Below are 17,712 nucleotides of genomic sequence, written 5' to 3'. Positions count from 1 at the left end.
CGCTCTTTATCATCGTCTCGAAAGTGCCGCGGCGGAAATGCGAGGAGTTCGCCGCGTGGCGTGAACACGCGATCGTTGATAAAATTCGAAGTTTCAGATCGTTTCCGAGGGGAAGATGGCGCTCATCGTGCAGAAATACGGCGGTACCTCCGTGGGCTCGCCGGAGCGGATTCAGAACGTCGCGCGCCGCGTGGCGAAATACCGCCAGCAGGGGCACCAGGTGGTGGTGGTGGTCTCGGCCATGAGCGGTGAGACCAACCGGCTCGTGGCACTCACCCAGGCGTTGTCCGACGCACCCGATCCGCGCGAGGTGGACGTCGTGCTCGCCACTGGCGAGCAGGTGACGATCGGACTCACCGCGATCGCCCTGCAGTCGCTCGGCATCCCGGCCAGGAGCTATACCGGCTGGCAAGTGCCCATCCATACCGACAGCGCCTTCACCAAGGCGCGTATCCTGGAGATCGAGCCGGAGCGCATGCTCGCCGATCTGGCCGCAGGCAAGGTCGTGGTCGTGGCCGGCTTTCAAGGGGTGGATGGCGAAGGCAACATCACCACGCTCGGGCGCGGCGGCTCCGATACCACCGCCGTGGCACTGGCGGCGGCGTTGCAGGCCGACGAGTGCCAGATCTACACCGACGTCGACGGCGTCTACACGACCGACCCGCGCATCGTGCCCGAGGCGCGGCGCTTGTCGCAGATCACCTTCGAAGAAATGCTCGAGATGGCCAGCCTCGGCTCCAAGGTGCTGCAGATCCGCTCGGTGGAATTCGCCGGCAAGTACAAGGTCAAGCTGCGGGTGCTTTCCAGTTTCGAAGAAGAGGGAGAAGGGACGTTGATCACGGTCGAGGAAGAAAAGAACATGGAACAGCCCATCATTTCCGGCATCGCCTTTCAGCGCGACGAGGCCAAGGTGACGTTGCTCGGCGTGCCCGACAAGCCGGGAGTCGCCTACCAGATCCTGGGGCCGGTGGCCGATGCGAACATCGACGTCGACATGATCGTGCAAAACGTCGGCCATGACGGCACCACCGACTTCAGCTTCACCGTGGCGAAGAACGACCTCAAGAAAGTGATGGAGATCCTCGAGCGGGTGAAGAACGATCTCGGGGCGCGTCAGGTGATCGGCGACAAGTCGGTGTGCAAGGTCTCGCTGGTGGGCGTCGGGATGCGTTCGCACCCCGGCGTGGCGGCCAAGATGTTCCGCACGCTTGCCGAAGAGGGGATCAACATCCAGATGATCTCCACCTCCGAGATCAAGATTTCGGTGCTGATCGACGAGAAGTACCTCGAGCTCGCCGTGCGCGCGCTGCACAAGGCTTTCGGACTCGATCAGCCCGAGCCGGACGTCGCTTGACGCCCGAGCCGGGGATTGCGCCGTCCCGCCTTTTTTGACGGACGCTCTTGCCTTCGTTATAATGCCGGGCCTGCCGTACGCGGCAGGCCATTCCACACGCCCGCAAGCGACGAGGGTCCGTGTTCGCGCACGGTGGGTCGCGGGCGGAGGTTCAACCCTTATCCATTGGAGTCTTCATGAACGTCACGATGCGTCAAATGCTCGAGGCTGGCGTCCATTTCGGGCACCAGACCCGTTTCTGGCATCCCAAGATGGCCCCCTACATCTACGGCGAGCGCAACAAGATCCACATCATCAACCTCGAGAAGACGCTGGCGAAGCTGCGCGAAGCGGTCGAATTCGTGCGCCGGCTCTCGGCCAAGGGCGGCACGATCCTTTTCGTCGCCACCAAGCGCCAGGCGCGTGACATCATCGCCGAGGAAGCCCAGCGCTGCGGCATGCCTTTCGTCAATGAACGCTGGCTCGGTGGCATGCTCACCAACTTCAAGACGGTGCGCCAGTCCATCGCGCGCTTGAAGGAGCTCGAAGCGGCGTTCGCCGACGGCTCGGTGCAGCAGTTGCCCAAGCGCGAGGCACTGGGTCTGCAGCGCGAGCTCGACAAGCTCGAGCGCAGCCTGGGCGGAATCAAGGAGATGGATCGTCTGCCCGACGCGCTCTTCGTCATCGACGTGGGGCACCACAAGATCGCCGTGTCCGAAGCGAACAAGCTGGGCATTCCGGTCGTGGCGGTGGTCGACACCAACCATGCGCCTGAGGGCATCGATTACGTGATCCCGGGCAACGACGATTCGGCCCGCGCCGTGCGCCTGTACGCCCGGGCGATCGCCGACGCGGTGCTCGAAGGCAAGGCCATGGCGCTGCAGGAAGTGGTCGCTGCGGCTTCCGACGAGTTCGTGGAAGTCGAAGGCGCCGAAGGTGAGACGGCCTCCGAGGAAGGCGAAGCGCCGGCGGCCGAGTAAGGCAGAAGCAGTGTGCATGCGGCGGGCGCGCTTCGGGCGCGTCCGCCCGACAATCTTTCGTGAGGACGGATGATGGCTGAAATTACCGCAAGCATGGTCAAGGAGCTGCGCGAGCGCACCGATGCGCCGATGATGGAGTGCAAGAAAGCGCTCGCGGAGGCCGGCGGCGACATGGCGCGCGCCGAGGAGATCCTGCGCGTCAAGCTCGGCAACAAGGCGAGCAAGGCCGCCAGCCGCGTGGCCGCCGAAGGCATCGTCGCCATCTGGGTGTCGCCCGATGCCAAGCTCGCGGCCATGGTCGAGGTCAATTGCGAGACCGACTTCGTAGCGAAGAACGACGAATTCATCGCCTTCGCCAACCGCCTGGCGCAGCTGGTAGCCGAGCGCAATCCGGCCGACGTGGCCGCGCTCTCCCAGCTCGAGCTCGACGGCAAGCCGGTCGAGCAGGTGCGCACCGAACTCGTGGGCAAAATCGGCGAGAACATCACCATTCGCCGTTTCGTCCGCATCGAGGCCCAGGGCAAGGTGTACTCCTACGTGCACGGCGGCGCCAAGATCGGCGTGCTCGTCGATCTCGTCGGCGGCGACGAGGCGCTGGGCAAGGACCTGGCCATGCACATCGCCGCGTGCAAGCCAAAGGCCCTTTCGGCCGATCAGGTGCCCGCCGAGCTTATCGAGACCGAGCGGCGCATCGCGCGGCAGAAAGCGATCGAATCGGGCAAGCCCGAGGCGATCCTCGACAAGATCGCCGAAGGCGCGGTGCAGAAATACCTCAAGGAGGTCACCCTGCTGGGGCAAGGCTTCGTCAAGGACGACAAGCTCAGCGTCGAGACGCTCCTGAAGCAGCGCAACGCCAGGGTCGCCTCTTTCGCACTCTTCGTTGTCGGCGAAGGCATCGAGAAGAAACAGACCGACTTCGCAGCCGAAGTGGCGGCGCAGGCAGCGGCCGCGGCCAAGTCCTGAAGACGAGGCGAGCCCATGTCCACCCCTGCCTATCGCCGCATCCTCTTGAAGCTTTCGGGCGAGGCCCTGATGGGCGACGACCCCTACGGCATCAACGAGAAGGTCGTCGAACGCATCGTCGGTGAAATCGCCGAAGTCTCCGGGCTCGGCGTGCAGATCGGGATCGTGATCGGCGGGGGCAACATCTTTCGCGGCATCCAAGGGGCGGCGAGTGGCATGGACCGGGCGACCGCCGACTACATCGGCATGCTCGCCACGGTGATGAATGCCATGGCGCTGTCGGACGCCTTCCGGCGGCATGAGGTCGAGTCGCGCGTGCTCTCGGCGCTGCGCATCGAGCAGGTGGTCGAACCCTACATCCGCGCCCGCGCCATCCGGCATCTGGAAGAAGGTCGCATCGTCATCTTCGCTGCCGGTACGGGGAATCCTTTCTTCACCACCGACACGGCGGCCGCGCTGCGCGGCGCCGAGATCGGGGCGCAGATCGTGTTGAAGGCGACCAAGGTCGACGGGGTCTATACCGCCGATCCGCAGAAAGACCCCACCGCCAAGCGCTATCACCGCATCAGCTTCGATGAGGCGATCGGGCGCAATCTCGCGGTGATGGATGCCACCGCCTTCGCCTTGTGCCGCGACATCAAGCTGCCCATCAACGTGTTTTCGATCTTCAAGCCGGGGGCCTTGCGCCGCGTCGTCATGGGCGAGGACGAAGGCACGCTCGTGCATTCGTAAGGAGTCGAGATGAACGTCGCTGAACTCAAGAAGGACGCCGAGCAGCGCATGGCCAAGGCCGTCGAGGTGCTCAAGGTCGATCTCGCCAAGGTTCGTACCGGCCGCGCCCACACGGGCCTGCTCGACCACGTCATGGTCGAATATTACGGTTCCATGGTTCCGGTGTCGCAGGTGGCCAACGTCACCCTGATCGATTCGCGCACCATCGGCGTGCAGCCTTGGGAAAAGAACATGCTCTCCAAGATCGAAAAAGCGATCCGCGAGAGCGATCTGGGGCTCAACCCTTCCAATATGGGCGAGATCCTGCGCGTGCCCATGCCGCCGCTCACCGAGGAGCGCCGCCGGGAGCTGGGCAAGGTGGTCCGGCACGAAGGGGAGCAGGCGCGCGTGGCGGTGCGCAACGTGCGCCGCGACGTAAACCATGAGATCAAGGAAGCCCTGAAGAAGAAAACGATCAGTGAGGACGAGGCGCGCCGGGCCGAGGAAGACGTCCAGAAACTCACCGACCGCTACATCGGCGAGATCGACAAGCTCATCGAGAAGAAAGAGCAGGAACTGCTGCAGATCTGATCCCATTCCCCCGCCGCAGCGTCCGGCGGGGCTGCGCGAGGCACCGTGGCCGAACTTCCCCTGACATCGACGATGGGCATCCCCGAAGTGCGCCCGATCCCGCGGCACATCGCCATCATCATGGATGGCAACGGCCGCTGGGCGAAGCAGCGTGGACTGCCCCGCATGGAGGGGCACCGTCAGGGCGTGGAGGCGGTGCGCCGCGTCGTGCGCCATTGCGCCGAGCTTGGTGTCGAGCATCTCACCCTCTTTGCCTTCAGCTCGGAGAACTGGCGCCGTCCGGCGGAAGAGGTGGGCTTTCTCATGGGGCTCTTTCGCATGATGCTCCAGCGCGAGGTCGCGCGCATGCACCGCAACGGCGTGCGGCTCACCGTCATCGGCGATCGCAGCCGCTTCGATGCGGAATTGCAGGCGCTCATCGCCAGGGCCGAGGCGAAGACCGCGGCCAACACCAAGATCTGCCTCAACATCGCCGCCAATTACGGCGGTCGCTGGGACATCGTGCAGGCGATGAACCGGCTCACCAGCAAACATCCCGAGCGCGCCGGCGGTTACACCGAGGCCGAGCTGCAGGCGGAGCTCGCCCTGGGTTGGGCACCCGAACCCGATCTCTTCATCCGCACTGGCGGCGAGCAGCGCTTGAGCAATTTCCTGCTCTGGCAGCTCGCCTACACCGAACTCTATTTCACCGACATGCTCTGGCCGGATTTCCGCGAGGAGGCACTCGACGAGGCGGTTCGCTCCTACCAGTGCCGCGAACGGCGCTTCGGCCGCACGAGCGAGCAGCTCGCCGCCTCTCCATGATCGCCCCTCTCGGGAATGCCTCGCGCCGGCTCTTTACCGCAGCGATCTTGATCGCCGGTTTGCTCCTCTTGCTTTTTTTTGCGCCGGCCACTTTGTGGGCGGTGGCCGTCGCGTTCGTCGTGTTCCTCGCCGGCCGTGAGTGGTGCCGGCTCATCGGTTGGGCCGAGGTGCCCGCCTGGGGCGGGGCTCTGGGTTACGTGGTCGGGTATGCCTTCTTGTGGCGGGTAAGCGGCGTGAGCCTGGGTGAACCCGTGCTGCCGGTGCTCGAGGCAGTAATGATCGCCGGGGCTGCTTTCTGGCTGAGCCTCGCGCCCTGGACGCTGCTCGCGGGTTGGCGCTGCCGCAGCCGTTCGTTGTGGGCTGCGGTGGGTGCTCTGGTGCTGTGGCCCGCTGCTCTGGCGGTCGTGGCGCTACGGGAGTTCTCTGCCTTGCACCTGCTGGCGATGATGGCGCTCGTGTGGGTGGCCGATGCCGCCGCCTACTACGTCGGGCGTCGTTGGGGACGGCACAAGCTTGCCCCGACGATCAGCCCGGGCAAGACGATCGAAGGTGCGTTGGGCGCATTCGTCGCCGTGGGGGGGTATGCCACACTTTTGTATTTGCTCGGCCTTGCTCCCGCGGGCACGCCCTTTGGGCATTTCTTCGTTGTACTGTTGGCCTTGACGGCGGTGGCGATCGAAGGGGATCTCTTCGAATCCTGGATGAAACGTGTCGCCGGCGTGAAGGATTCCGGCGATGTCTTGCCCGGGCATGGCGGGGTGCTCGATCGCATCGACAGTCTGACGGCGACGATGCCTTTTCTCGCCCTGTGGTGGCTGGAGCGGCAATGAAGCGGGAACGCTTGGCGATCCTCGGCGCGAGCGGTTCGATCGGCGCGAGCGCGTTGGACGTGGTCTCGCGCCACCCGCAGCGCTTCGAAGTCGTAGCCCTCACGGCGCAGCGCCGCTGGAAAGAGTTGCTCGAAGCGTGCCGGCGGTTTGAACCCCGCTGGGCGGTGCTGGGCGAGGCGGACGCTGCGGACGCCTTGCGCGCGGCACTGCGCCGTGAGGGCATTCCGACCGAAGTGCGTCAAGGAGCGACTGCGCTCGCCGAAGTCGCCCGCCATCCCGAAGTGGATACGGTGATCGCCGCCATCGTTGGCGCGGCGGGGCTGCCCCCTGCCTGGGCCGCCGCGTGTGCGGGCAAGAAGATCCTGCTCGCCAACAAGGAGGCCCTGGTGCTCGCCGGCGGACTCTTCATGGAGGCGGTGGCGCGTCACGGGGCGCGGCTGCTGCCGCTCGATTCCGAACACAACGCCATCTTCCAGGCGCTGCCGCCGGACTACGACCGCAGCCGGCCGGACGATTTCGGCGTGCGGCGGATCCTCCTCACCGCTTCGGGGGGGCCGTTTCGCGAGCGGCCGCAGGAGACGTTTCCTGCCATTACGCCCCAAGAGGCGTGTGCCCATCCCAACTGGTCGATGGGGCGCAAGATCTCGGTCGACTCGGCCACGATGATGAACAAGGGGCTGGAGGTGATCGAGGCGTACTGGCTTTTCGGCCTGCCACCCTCGCGCATCGACGTGCTGATCCATCCCCAGAGCGTGGTGCATTCGCTGGTGGAATACCGCGACGGTTCGCTGCTCGCGCAGCTGGGCACGCCCGACATGCGCACGCCGATCGCCCATGCCTTGGGCTTTCCCCAGCGGCTCGAGGCGGGGGTGAGGCCACTCGATCTGGTGCGCGTGGGCCGGCTCGAATTCGAACCGCCCGACCTGGAGCGTTTTCCTTGCCTGCGGCTCGCCTACGAGGCGCTGCGCGAAGGCGGCTCGGCCCCTGCCGCGCTCAATGCGGCCAACGAGGTGGCGGTGGCTGCGTTCCTGCAGGGGCGCTTGCGGTTCGACCGCATTCCGGCCCTGATCGAAGCCACGCTCGCGCAGCTGCCGAAGCGCGAGCTCGACACGATCGAGGCGGTGCTGGAATTCGACCGCCTGGCGCGAGACCGGGCCGAATCCTTGCTCGCGGGGGAGGGCGCATGAACGTCTTCTCCTACCTCATTCCTTTCGTGATCGCCCTGGGTGGCCTCATCTTCTTCCACGAGCTGGGGCACTACCTCGTCGCCCGGGCCTGTGGCGTGAAAGTGCTGCGTTTTTCCATTGGTTTCGGGCCAGCGCTGTGGTCGCGCCGTTTCGGGCGCGATGGCACGCAATGGGTGCTCGCCGCCGTCCCCTTGGGCGGCTATGTGAAAATGGTCGATGAGCGGGAAGGCCCGGTGGCGCCCGAGGATCTCGCCCGTGCGTTCAACCGTCAGCCGGTGGGCAAGCGCATGCTGATCGTGGTCGCCGGCCCCCTGGCCAACCTCTTGTTGGCGATCGTTCTCTATGCGGCGCTCTATACGGTGGGAGTGCGCGAGCCGGTGGCGCGAATCGATCCGCCGCCCGAGAGCATCGCGGCGCAGGCAGGGTTGCAGCCGGGCGACCGGGTGATGGCCGTCGACGGGCGCGAGGTGCTGAGCCTGCCGCAGCTGCGTTGGGAAGTGCTCGCCGCGGCCCTGCGCCGCGATGCGGCGACGCTGGAGGTGGAGCGCGCCGGCGAGCGCCTGACGATCTCTTTGCCGCTCGCCGGGGTCGTCGTCGATCACGGCAGCGACGACGTCATGGTACAGCTGGGGCTCAAGCCCTGGCGTCCGCCCCTGGAGCCGGTGGTGGGCAGCGTCGCTCCGGGCAGCCCGGCCGAGCGCGCCGGCATCGTGCCCGGGATGCGGGTGCGCGCCATCGAGGGCAAGCCGATCGCCGATTGGCGGGATCTGGTCGAGATCGTGCGTGCGAATCCCGGCAAGACCTTGCGTTTCACCCTGGAGCAGGAGGGCCGGACGCTCGAACGGGAGGTGTTCGCCGAGTCCGCCGACGATGGCCAAGGGGGAACGATCGGACGCATCGGCGTGGCGGTACGCCCCGTTCCCGACGAGGAATTCCTCGTATCCGTGCGCTATCCGCCGCTGCAGGCGCTGAATCTGGCGTTGCGGCAGACGTGGGAAGTGAGCGCGATGAGCTTGCGCCTCTTCGGGCGCATGCTCATCGGCGAGGCCTCGCTCAAGAACCTCTCCGGGCCGCTCACCATCGCCGACTATGCCGGTCAGACGGCGAAAATGGGTCTGGAGCACTATCTGCGCTTCGTCGCCTTGGTGAGCATCAGCCTGGGGGTGTTGAACCTGCTGCCGGTGCCGATTCTGGATGGCGGGCATTTGCTGTATTATTCGCTCGAAGCCGTGCGCGGCCGGCCGCTCTCCGAGCGGGCGATGGAGATCGGCCAGCAGATTGGCTTGGCGCTGTTGATGACGTTGATGGCGATTGCGCTGTTCAACGATGTGTCCCGGATTTGGTCGAGTGTGAGCGGATGAAGAAAAAACTGGCGGCGACGGTGGCCCTGATCGGAGCTTTGCTCGTGGGGTCGGTCCAGGCGTTCGAGCCGTTCGTGGTCAAGGACATCCGCGTCGAAGGGATCCAGCGCGTCGAGGCCGGGACCATCTTCAGCTATCTGCCGGTGAAGGTGGGCGAGCGCATCACCCAGGAGCAGGCCGACGAGGCGGTGCGCAAGCTCTTCGAGACGGGATTTTTCAGCGACGTGCGCATCGAGGCCGACGGCGACGTGCTGGTGGTCCTCGTCGATGAGCGGCCCGCCATCGGCGAGCTCCAGTTCGTCGGCATGAAAGAATTCGACGTCGACTCCATCAAGCAGGCGCTGCGCGGCGTTGGTTTGGCCGAATCGCGCATCTTCGACCGCTCGCTGCTGCGGCAAGCGGAGCAGGAGCTCAAGCGCCAATACCTCTCGCGCGGCTATTATGCGGTGGATATCCAAACGACCATCACGCCCTTGCCGCGCAACCGGGTGGCCATCCGTTTCGACATCACCGAAGGGGAGCCGGCCAAGATCGCCGAGATCAAGATCGTCGGCAACAAGGCCTTTTCCGAAAAAGAACTCCTGAAAAAGTTCCAGTTGACCACCCCGGGCTGGCTCACCTGGTACACCAAATCCGACCGCTATTCGCGCGAGAAACTGCAGCAGGATCTGGAATCGCTGCGCTCATTCTACATGAACCAGGGATACCTCGATTTCGAGATCGAGTCGGCTTCGGTGTCGATCGGACCGGACAAGCAGAACATCTACATTTCGATCTCGGTCAAGGAAGGGGAGCGCTACACCGTTTCGGCGGTGCGCTTTGCCGGCAATCTCATTCTGCCGGAAGAGGAATACCGCAAGCTCGCCCAGCTCAAGCCCGGCGACGTCTTCTCGCGCGAGAAGCTCAATGCCACGGTGAAGGCGGTAACCGACCGGCTCGGCAACGAAGGCTACGCCTTTGCCAACGTCAACGCCGCCCCCGAGATCGATCGCGAGAAGCGCCAGGTGGCTTTCACCATCTTCGTCGATCCGGGCCGGCGTACCTACGTGCATCGCATCAACGTGGGCGGCAACGTGCGCACCCGCGACGAAGTGGTCCGCCGCGAGATGCGGCAGATGGAGGGCGAGTGGTACGACGCCGAGAAGATCAACAAGTCCAAGCAGCGCATCGACCGTCTGGGCTACTTCGACGACGTGCAAGTAGAGACTCAGCCAGTGCCCGGCACCACCGACCAGGTCGACGTCAATTTCACCGTCAAGGAAAAGCCCACGGGCAACCTGATGGTCGGCGCGGGCTTTTCGAGCTCGGATAGCGTCGTGCTCTCGGGCGCGGTCACGCAGGACAACATCTTCGGCAGCGGCAAGTCGCTGGGCCTGCAGCTCGACACCAGCCAGTCGAAACGCACCGCCTCGCTCTCCTTCACCGATCCGTACTATACGATCGATGGCGTCTCGCTCGGCTACGACCTTTACTACCGCACCTTCGATCCCTCGGAAAGCTACAACATATCCCGCTATAAGACTCGTTCGATGGGCGGTGGGTTGCGCATGGGCTGGCCGATCGGCGAGGACGACAACATCCAGTTCGGTCTGGCCTACGATCTCACCAAGATCGACGTCTATTGGGATAGCCCGCTGCGCTACATCGAGTTCTGCGGTCCGGGCAGTGACTATGACTGCGATGGTGTCTCGTCGCTGGCATTTACGGCCGGCTGGGCGCGCGACACCCGCGATTCGCGCATCTACCCGATGAAAGGGCGCTATCAGCGCGTCTCGGCCGAAGTGGACCTGCCGCCGGGCGACATCGAGATCGTCAAGCTCTCCTACCAGCATCAATGGTGGATCCCGATCACCGAGCGCCAGGCGCTCATGTTGAACGGCGACATCGGCTGGATCGAGTCCTACGGCGACAAAGACGTCCCCTTCTTCCGCAACTACTACGTGGGCGGCATCGGTTCCGTGCGAGGGTTCGAGGCCGGTAGCCTCGGGCGCAAGGACGAGAACGACGACGCCTACGGCGGCACGCGCAAGATCGTGCTCAACGCCGAGTACTATTTCCCCTTGCCAGGCATGGGGATGGACAAGACCTTCCGCATGTCGGTCTTCGTCGATTCGGGCTATGTGTGGGATCAGGACGATCCCATCCAGCTCAACGACATGCGCGTGAGTACGGGGGTCGGTTTCTCCTGGTCTTCGCCGCTGGGGCCGCTGAAATTCAGCTTCGCGGTGCCGCTGCGCAAGGACGTCGGAGGTTCCAATTACAAAGACGATACGCAGAACTTCCAATTCCAGTTTGGGACCATGTTCTGAGCCTATGTCCCGGTTTTTCCGGCGTCGGTGTGAGGATGCCGGAAGGTGGGTTGTGCAATGACGACGAGAGAGGTCAGCGTGAAGAGAAAATCCGTGGCGGTGTTGGTGGCGTTGTCGCTGGGCCTGACGAGCGCGATGGCCTGGGCGGAGGCCAAGATCGGGTTCGTCAATTCGGAGCGCCTGATGCGCGAGGCTCCGCCGGCGGTGGCGGCGCAAAAACGCCTGGAGAAGGAGTTCGAGCCGCGCGACCGGGAGTTGAAGCGCATGGCCGACGAGCTGCAGGCGCTGCAGCAGGAATTGGAGCGCAAGGGCTCGTCGATGAACGAGAGCGAACGCAGCCGCAAGGAACGGGCGTTTGCCGAGATGAGTCGCGACTTCCAGCGCAAGCAGCGTGAATTCCGTGAGGATCTCAACCAGCGGCGCAACGAGGAGCTCGCGCGCGTGCTCGACCAGGCCAACAAGGCGATCAAGAAAGTCGCGGAAGACGGCAAATACGACCTCGTGTTGCAGGACGCGGTCTACGCTAGCCCGCGCATCGACATTACCGACCAGGTCATCAAAGCGCTCGAGTCGGCGGGGCAGTGATGGCTGAGCGTACGCTAGGGGCGCTCGCCGAGCGCTTCGGCGTCGAGGTGCGCGGCGATCCCGCGCTCGTGCTGCGCCGCGTCGCCTCGCTCGAATCGGCGCAGCCGGGCGATCTCACCTTCGTGGCACAGCCGAAGTATCTCGCGCGCCTGCCGCAGTGCCGCGCGAGCGCCGTGATCCTCGCGCCGAAATTCGCCGATCGCGCGCCGCCCCACCTTGCCTTGGTGCTGGCGCCCGATCCTTACCTGCTCTATGCCAAGGCAGCGCAGTGGCTGCACCCCGAACCCGAGGTGTGCCCAGGGGTGCATCCCAGCGCGGTGGTGCTGGGTGAGGTCGATCCGAGCTGCGCCATCGGGCCCAACGCGGTGGTGGAAGCCGGGGCGCGGGTCGGAGCAGGCACGGTGATCGGCGCGGGCAGCGTGATCGGCGCCGGTAGCAGCGTCGGACCGGAATGCCGCATCGCCGCCAACGTCACGATTTACCCCGGATGTGTGATCGGCGCGCGTGTGCGCATCCATTCCGGGGCGGTGATCGGCGCCGACGGCTTCGGCTTCGCCTGGGACGGTGGGGAAGAGCGCTGGGTGAAGATCCCGCAACTGGGCCGCGTGGTGATCGGCGATGACGTGGAGATCGGGGCGAACACCTCGATCGACCGCGGCGCGCTCGAAGATACGGTGATCGAGGAGGGCGTGATCCTCGACAACCAAATCCAGATCGGGCACAACTGCCACGTCGGGGCGCACACGGCCATGGCCGGCTGCGTCGGCGTGGGCGGCAGCACCCGCATCGGGCGCCGCTGCCGCCTGGGCGGGCAGGTCGGCATTGCCGGGCACGTGGAGATCTGCGACGACGTGACCATCATGGCCGGTTCCGGCGTGATGAAGCCCATCACCAGGCCAGGCGTCTATGGCGCTGGCATCCCGCTGCAGCCCTATGAGGAGTGGCGGCGCAACTTCGCCCACCTGCGCCATCTCGACGCGATGGCCGAGCGCATCCGCCGCCTGGAAAAGCGCCTGGCCGAACTCGCCGACGAGGACTGATCCTCGTCGCTTTCCCGATTTCCTGCCGCGAGCCCTGCGACATGATGAACATCGAACAGATCCTGCAGTATCTGCCGCACCGCTATCCGTTCCTTCTCGTCGACCGCGTCCTCGAGATGGAAGTGGGCAAGCGCATCCTGGCGTTGAAGAACGTCACCATCAACGAGCCGTTTTTCCCCGGACACTTCCCGCATGCGCCGGTGATGCCGGGCGTGCTGATCCTGGAAGCGCTCGCCCAGGCCGCGGCCGTGCTCTCCTTCGAGACCATGGGCACGCGCCCCGATGCCGATTCCATCGTCTATTTTGCCGGCATCGACGAGGCGCGGTTCCGCCGCCCGGTGGTGCCGGGGGATCAGCTGCTGCTGGAAGTGGAGCTGCTGCGCAACGTGCGCGGCATCTCGAAGTATTCCGCCACGGCCCGCGTCGGTGAAGAGGTGGCGGCCCAGGCGCAGCTCATGTGCGCGCTCAAAGGGCTGAAATGAGCACGGTCGACATCCACCCGAGCGCGATCGTCGCTGCCGGCGCGGAGCTGGCCGAGGGGGTGAAGATCGGCCCTTACTGCGTGATCGGTCCGCACGTGAAGATCGGCGCGCGCACGCGGATCGAGGCGCACTGCGTGCTCGAGGGGCACACGGCGCTGGGGGAGGACAACCACGTCTTTCCTTTCTGCTCGCTGGGGCAGGTGCCGCAGGATATGAAGTACGCGGGGGAGCCCACGCGTCTGACGATCGGGCATCGCAACACCATCCGCGAGTATTGTTCCTTCAACGTCGGCACGGTGCAGGGCGGCGGCGAGACGCGCGTGGGCGACGACAACTGGATCATGGCCTACGTGCACGTGGCGCACGACTGCACGGTGGGTAATCACACCATTTTCGCCAACAACGCTACGCTCGCGGGCCACGTCGTCGTGGGGGACTGGGCGATCCTCGGCGGATTCACCGGCGTGCACCAGTTCGTGCGCGTGGGGGCGCACAGCTTTTGCGGCGTGGGCACGGTGCTGCTGCAAGATCTTCCGCCCTACGTGACGGTGGCGGGCAACCCGGCCGCGCCACACGGCATCAACGCCGAGGGGTTGCGTCGTCGGGGGTTTTCGCCCGAGGCGATCGCCGCCATCCGGCGCGCCTACAAGCTCCTCTATCGCAGCGGGCTTACTTTGGCCGAGGCGCGCGAGCGCATCGCGGAACTGGCCGTCGAGCAGCCGGAGCTGCAACCGCTCATCGACTTCCTCGCACAACCGGGCCGTGGCATCGTCCGCTGAAACGCCTTCGGTCGCGCTCGTGGCCGGTGAGGCTTCGGGCGATCTCTTGGGCGGGCTGCTCCTCGAGGGTTTGCGCCTGGCGCTGCCCGGGGTTCGTTTCTGGGGCGTGGGCGGCGAGGCGATGCAGGCCCAGGGGTTCGATGCGCGTTGGTCCTACGAGCCCCTGGCGGTGCACGGATTCGTCGATGCGCTCAAGCGCTATCCTCGGCTCGCGCGCTTTCGCCGCGCGCTCGTGCACGCGCTCGCGGCGCCGCCGGTGGATCTCTTCATCGGCATCGACGCGCCGGATTTCAACCTCGGGCTCGAGGCGCAGCTCAAACGCGCCGGTATCGGCACGGTGCACTTCGTCAGCCCCTCGATCTGGGCCTGGCGCCGCCGGCGAGTGAAGACGATCGCCCGCGCGGTCGATCTGATGCTGTGCCTTTTTCCTTTCGAGCCAGCGCTCTATGCCGAGGCCGGGATCGAAGCGCGCTTCGTCGGCCATCCGCTTGCCGACCGGCTGCCGCTCGCACCGGACCAGGCGGGGGCCCGGGCCGCGCTGGGAATCGCACCGCAGGCGCCGGTGCTGGCGCTGCTGCCAGGCAGCCGCGAGGGGGAGTTGAGGCACCTCTTGCCGGTCTTTCTCGCCGCGGCGGCGCGCCTGCGGCAGGCGCTGCCCGATCTGGTGCTGCTCTTGCCCACGGCCAACGCCTTGGGCGATGCCCTCGTGGCCGAAGCCTTGGCCGAGGCGCCCGAGCTCGGGGTGCACGTGCTGCCGCGCCGGGCGCACGAGGCGATGACGGCGGCCGACGTGGTGCTGCTCGCCAGCGGCACGGCCACTCTGGAAGCGGCGCTGCTCAAGCGCCCGATGGTGATCGCCTACCGCATGAATCCGTGGCAATATCGCCTGCTGCGGCGCATGGCCTATCTGCCATGGGTGGGTTTGCCCAACATCCTGCTGTGCGAGACGGTGGTGCCAGAGCTGCTGCAGGACGAAGCGAATCCCGCCGATCTGGCCGCGGCGGTGTTGCGCTGGTTCGAAGACGCGCCGGCATGCGCGCGGCTCGCCGAGCGCTTCACCGAACTGCACCTCATGCTGCGTCAGGACACCGCCCAGCGCGCGCGCGAGGCGATCCTGACGCGCTTCGGCCCGAGACTCGGGAGGGGATAGACGATGTCGAGGCTCATCTGCGGGGTGGATGAGGCGGGGCGCGGACCGCTCGCCGGGCCGGTGGTGGCCGCGGCGGTGATCCTGCCGCCGAACACGCCGCTATCGGGGCTGAACGATTCGAAGAAACTGAGCCCGCGTCGGCGCGAACGGCTCGCCGCCGAGATCCGCGCCACGGCGCTCGCCTGGGCGGTGGCCGAAGCGTCGGCCGCGGAGATCGATGAATGGAACATCCTGCGGGCGACGCTGCGGGCGATGGCGCGCGCCGTGGCGGCATTGCCCGTGATGCCCGACGAGGTGCTCGTCGATGGCAACCAGGCGCCGGCGCTGGAGGTGCCGGTGCGCACGATCATCGGCGGCGACGCCCTCGAACCGGCCATCATGGCTGCCTCTATCCTTGCCAAGACGCATCGCGACGCGCGGCTCGTGGCGTTGGAAGCCCGCCATCCCGGGTATGGCTTTGCCCGGCACAAGGGCTATGGCACGGCCGCGCATCTGGCGGCGCTCGCGCGGCTCGGTCCCTGTCCCGAGCATCGTCGCAGTTTCGCCCCGGTGCGCGCGGCGATCGAGGAAAGCGTGCGATGAGCGCCTGGCAGGAGATCCGTTCGCGCGACAACCCGCAGGTGCGCGCGATCCGGCGCTGGCTGAACGAGGCGCCCTTTCGCAGGCGCGAGCCGTGGCTCGTGCTCGAGGGTGATCACCTGCTCACCGCGGCGCTGCAGGCCGGCTGGATGCCGGAGGCGGTGTTCGTCGAGGAGGGGCGGGAAGCGCGTTTCGCGGCCGTGCTCGAGGCGCTGCCGCCCACGTGCGCGCGTGTTCGCGTCTCTGCCCCGGTTTTTCGCGCGCTTGCCGCCACCGAGACGCCGTCTGGCATCGTGGCGCGGTTCGCACGCCGTACACTGGAAGTCACGCCGGAAGAACTCGCCGGGCGCGATCTCGTGCTGCTCGATGGGGTGCAGGAGCCGGGCAACGTCGGCGCGATCCTGCGCACCGCCGCCGCCGCGGGCGTGGGCGCGGTGCTGCTCGCACCGGGTTGCGCCGATCCTTGGGCGCCCAAGGTGTTGCGCGCGGCGATGGGAGCGCACTTCGTGCTACCCCTTGCCTCGATCGACGATCCCGCGCCCTGGTTCGCCGCGCGCCGCGGTCGCGTCTTCGCGACGGCGCTCGCTGCCGATGCCGTGCCGCTCTACGCGCTCGGTCTGAAAGCGCCGGCGCTGTGGCTTTTCGGTGCGGAAGGGGCCGGGGTGCGTCCCGAGTGGTTGGCCGTGGCGGATGCCTGCGTGCGCATCCCCATGCCAGGGGCGATGGAGTCGCTCAACGTCGCCGCAGCGGTGGCGGTGTGTCTGTTCGAGGCGGTGCGGCAGCGGCTTTGCCAAGCCAAGAAAGGAGTCGTCTCATGATATTCGTGATCTCCCCGGCCAAAGCGATGGACTTCGATACGCCCGCCCCCGTGGCGGAGACGACACTGCCCGATTTTCTCGATCGGGCGCAGGAGCTTGTCGGGCGGTTGCGGCGGTTGACGCCGGCCGAGCTGCAGGAGCTGATGGATTTGTCGGACAAGCTCGCGGCCCTGAACGTGGGACGCTATGCGGCCTGGTCGCCCGAGCATACGCCCGACGCGGCGAAGGCGGCGCTCTTCGCCTACGCGGGCGATGTCTATGAGGGGCTGGAGGCGGCGAGCCTGCCCCCGGCGGCGATCGCCTGGCTGCAGGAGAATCTGCGTATCCTCTCGGGGCTCTACGGCGTGCTGCGCCCGCTCGACCGCATCCTGCCGCATCGGCTGGAGATGGGAACGCGGCTGGAGAATCCGCTCGGGCGCGATCTCTATGCCTACTGGCGGGAGACGGTGACGGCGGCCCTGCGGCGGCTGCTCGAGGCGCAGGCGGCGGCTGGGCGCGTGCCCGTGCTCGTCAATCTCGCCTCGGAAGAATACTTCAAGGCAGTCGACGTCGCGGCACTAGGGGCACGGGTGGTGAGCCCCGTGTTCGAGGACTGGAAGGGTGGGCGCTTCAAGATCATCAGCTTCTATGCCAAGCGCGCCCGCGGGCTGATGGCGCGCCATGCGGCCCTGAAAAGGGCGGAGCAGGTGGAGGATCTGCTCGGCTTCTCGCTCGAGGGCTACGCCTACGATCCTGCGGCCTCGAGCCCGGATCGACCGGTGTTCCGGCGCAAGGCGGTTTGAGCGCTGGCGAAGAAACCGTCGCGAGCGGTTCGAGTGCGAGGCGCCCGGAGCGCAGCGACGAGACATATCCCGAAGATAGGCGAGGAGCGAGCTCCGCGCAACGAAGAGCAATCGGGCCGCGCAGCAGGTTTATTCGCAAGCTCTAGGGAGGAGAGGGGGTTGTCGTGGTATCAGGGCGTTATGGAAAGCGGTTTCCGAGGCTTTATGCCGCCCTCTTCCTCAACGGTTCGACCGTCACGAAGCGCTGGAGGCGACGATTCAGCGCTACGTGGCGGCACAATCACCCCTTCCCCAGAAGGCCCTGGGACATGTCCCGCCCATCGAGGCCATGAAAAGATAGTACGCGGAAAAACCGGAACTTTTCATAAAAACACCACGTAATTGTCCGGGACCTGACACATACCTAATGAAAACCGGACAAACCTCGT

Annotated in this window: 18 protein-coding genes; all 18 read left to right on the top strand. The window is 66.1% G+C overall.

All coding sequences use genetic code 11. The annotated features are described in order from the left end of the window. Positions 1-115 precede the first annotated feature (115 nt). The 18 genes from OA56_RS10770 to yaaA all read left to right on the top strand — a co-directional run bounded on the left by OA56_RS10770 (position 116) and on the right by yaaA (position 17,284). On the top strand, positions 116-1,354 hold the full coding sequence (locus OA56_RS10770) for an aspartate kinase (protein ID WP_055423705.1): 1,239 nt from the start codon (positions 116-118) through the stop codon (positions 1,352-1,354). Between the two features lie 176 nt (positions 1,355-1,530). Further along, positions 1,531-2,313, top strand: coding sequence for a 30S ribosomal protein S2 (gene rpsB, locus OA56_RS10765; protein WP_055423706.1), 783 nt, complete (start codon positions 1,531-1,533; stop codon positions 2,311-2,313). 72 nt (positions 2,314-2,385) lie between these two features. Further along, positions 2,386-3,276: a translation elongation factor Ts gene (gene tsf / locus OA56_RS10760; protein WP_461585251.1), complete on the top strand. Its 891-nt coding sequence runs from the start codon at positions 2,386-2,388 to the stop codon at positions 3,274-3,276. Positions 3,277-3,291: 15 nt separating this feature from the next. Continuing rightward, positions 3,292-4,008 (top strand): UMP kinase, encoded by a 717-nt coding sequence (pyrH, locus tag OA56_RS10755; protein ID WP_055423707.1) that lies wholly within the window; start codon positions 3,292-3,294, stop codon positions 4,006-4,008. A gap of 9 nt (positions 4,009-4,017) precedes the next feature. Next, positions 4,018-4,578: a ribosome recycling factor gene (gene frr, locus OA56_RS10750; protein WP_055423708.1), complete on the top strand. Its 561-nt coding sequence runs from the start codon at positions 4,018-4,020 to the stop codon at positions 4,576-4,578. A 72-nt stretch (positions 4,579-4,650) separates the two neighbouring features. Next, the gene (gene uppS / locus OA56_RS10745) at positions 4,651-5,382 is read left to right on the top strand and encodes a polyprenyl diphosphate synthase (protein WP_055423709.1); all 732 of its coding nucleotides are present in this window, start codon (positions 4,651-4,653) and stop codon (positions 5,380-5,382) included. Then, positions 5,379-6,212: a phosphatidate cytidylyltransferase gene (locus OA56_RS10740; RefSeq protein ID WP_055423710.1), complete on the top strand. Its 834-nt coding sequence runs from the start codon at positions 5,379-5,381 to the stop codon at positions 6,210-6,212. The genes uppS and OA56_RS10740 overlap by 4 nt, the downstream gene beginning before the upstream one ends. After that, the gene (ispC, locus tag OA56_RS10735; RefSeq protein ID WP_055423711.1) at positions 6,209-7,399 is read left to right on the top strand and encodes a 1-deoxy-D-xylulose-5-phosphate reductoisomerase; all 1,191 of its coding nucleotides are present in this window, start codon (positions 6,209-6,211) and stop codon (positions 7,397-7,399) included. Before OA56_RS10740 ends, ispC begins: the two co-directional genes overlap by 4 nt. Next, positions 7,396-8,760: an RIP metalloprotease RseP gene (gene rseP, locus OA56_RS10730; protein WP_461585248.1), complete on the top strand. Its 1,365-nt coding sequence runs from the start codon at positions 7,396-7,398 to the stop codon at positions 8,758-8,760. Before ispC ends, rseP begins: the two co-directional genes overlap by 4 nt. After that, positions 8,757-11,069, top strand: coding sequence for an outer membrane protein assembly factor BamA (gene bamA / locus OA56_RS10725; protein WP_461585246.1), 2,313 nt, complete (start codon positions 8,757-8,759; stop codon positions 11,067-11,069). The genes rseP and bamA overlap by 4 nt, the downstream gene beginning before the upstream one ends. Positions 11,070-11,126: 57 nt before the next feature. Beyond that, positions 11,127-11,654, top strand: coding sequence for an OmpH/Skp family outer membrane protein (locus tag OA56_RS10720; protein WP_408646107.1), 528 nt, complete (start codon positions 11,127-11,129; stop codon positions 11,652-11,654). Then, positions 11,654-12,694 carry a UDP-3-O-(3-hydroxymyristoyl)glucosamine N-acyltransferase gene (gene lpxD / locus OA56_RS10715; RefSeq protein ID WP_055423714.1) on the top strand — a complete coding sequence of 347 codons (1,041 nt, stop codon included), beginning with the start codon at positions 11,654-11,656 and terminating at the stop codon, positions 12,692-12,694. Before OA56_RS10720 ends, lpxD begins: the two co-directional genes overlap by 1 nt. A 44-nt stretch (positions 12,695-12,738) precedes the next feature. Next, positions 12,739-13,176, top strand: a complete 438-nt coding sequence (fabZ, locus tag OA56_RS10710) for a 3-hydroxyacyl-ACP dehydratase FabZ (RefSeq protein ID WP_055423760.1) — start codon at positions 12,739-12,741, stop codon at positions 13,174-13,176. Further along, complete coding sequence (lpxA, locus tag OA56_RS10705) at positions 13,173-13,955, top strand: acyl-ACP--UDP-N-acetylglucosamine O-acyltransferase (RefSeq protein ID WP_141055830.1); 783 nt, start codon at positions 13,173-13,175, stop codon at positions 13,953-13,955. The genes fabZ and lpxA overlap by 4 nt, the downstream gene beginning before the upstream one ends. Continuing rightward, positions 13,939-15,105: a lipid-A-disaccharide synthase gene (gene lpxB / locus OA56_RS10700; protein ID WP_461585243.1), complete on the top strand. Its 1,167-nt coding sequence runs from the start codon at positions 13,939-13,941 to the stop codon at positions 15,103-15,105. The genes lpxA and lpxB overlap by 17 nt, the downstream gene beginning before the upstream one ends. Positions 15,106-15,108: 3 nt before the next feature. Further along, complete coding sequence (gene rnhB, locus OA56_RS10695; protein WP_461585241.1) at positions 15,109-15,687, top strand: ribonuclease HII; 579 nt, start codon at positions 15,109-15,111, stop codon at positions 15,685-15,687. Then, positions 15,684-16,502, top strand: coding sequence for a TrmH family RNA methyltransferase (locus OA56_RS10690; protein WP_461585239.1), 819 nt, complete (start codon positions 15,684-15,686; stop codon positions 16,500-16,502). The genes rnhB and OA56_RS10690 overlap by 4 nt, the downstream gene beginning before the upstream one ends. Then, positions 16,499-17,284, top strand: coding sequence for a peroxide stress protein YaaA (yaaA, locus tag OA56_RS10685; RefSeq protein WP_461585237.1), 786 nt, complete (start codon positions 16,499-16,501; stop codon positions 17,282-17,284). The genes OA56_RS10690 and yaaA overlap by 4 nt, the downstream gene beginning before the upstream one ends. Positions 17,285-17,712 lie beyond the last annotated feature (428 nt).

It is taken from the genome of Tepidiphilus sp. HLB4, assembly GCF_054823945.1.
This window is presented reverse-complemented; position numbering and strand designations above follow the sequence as displayed.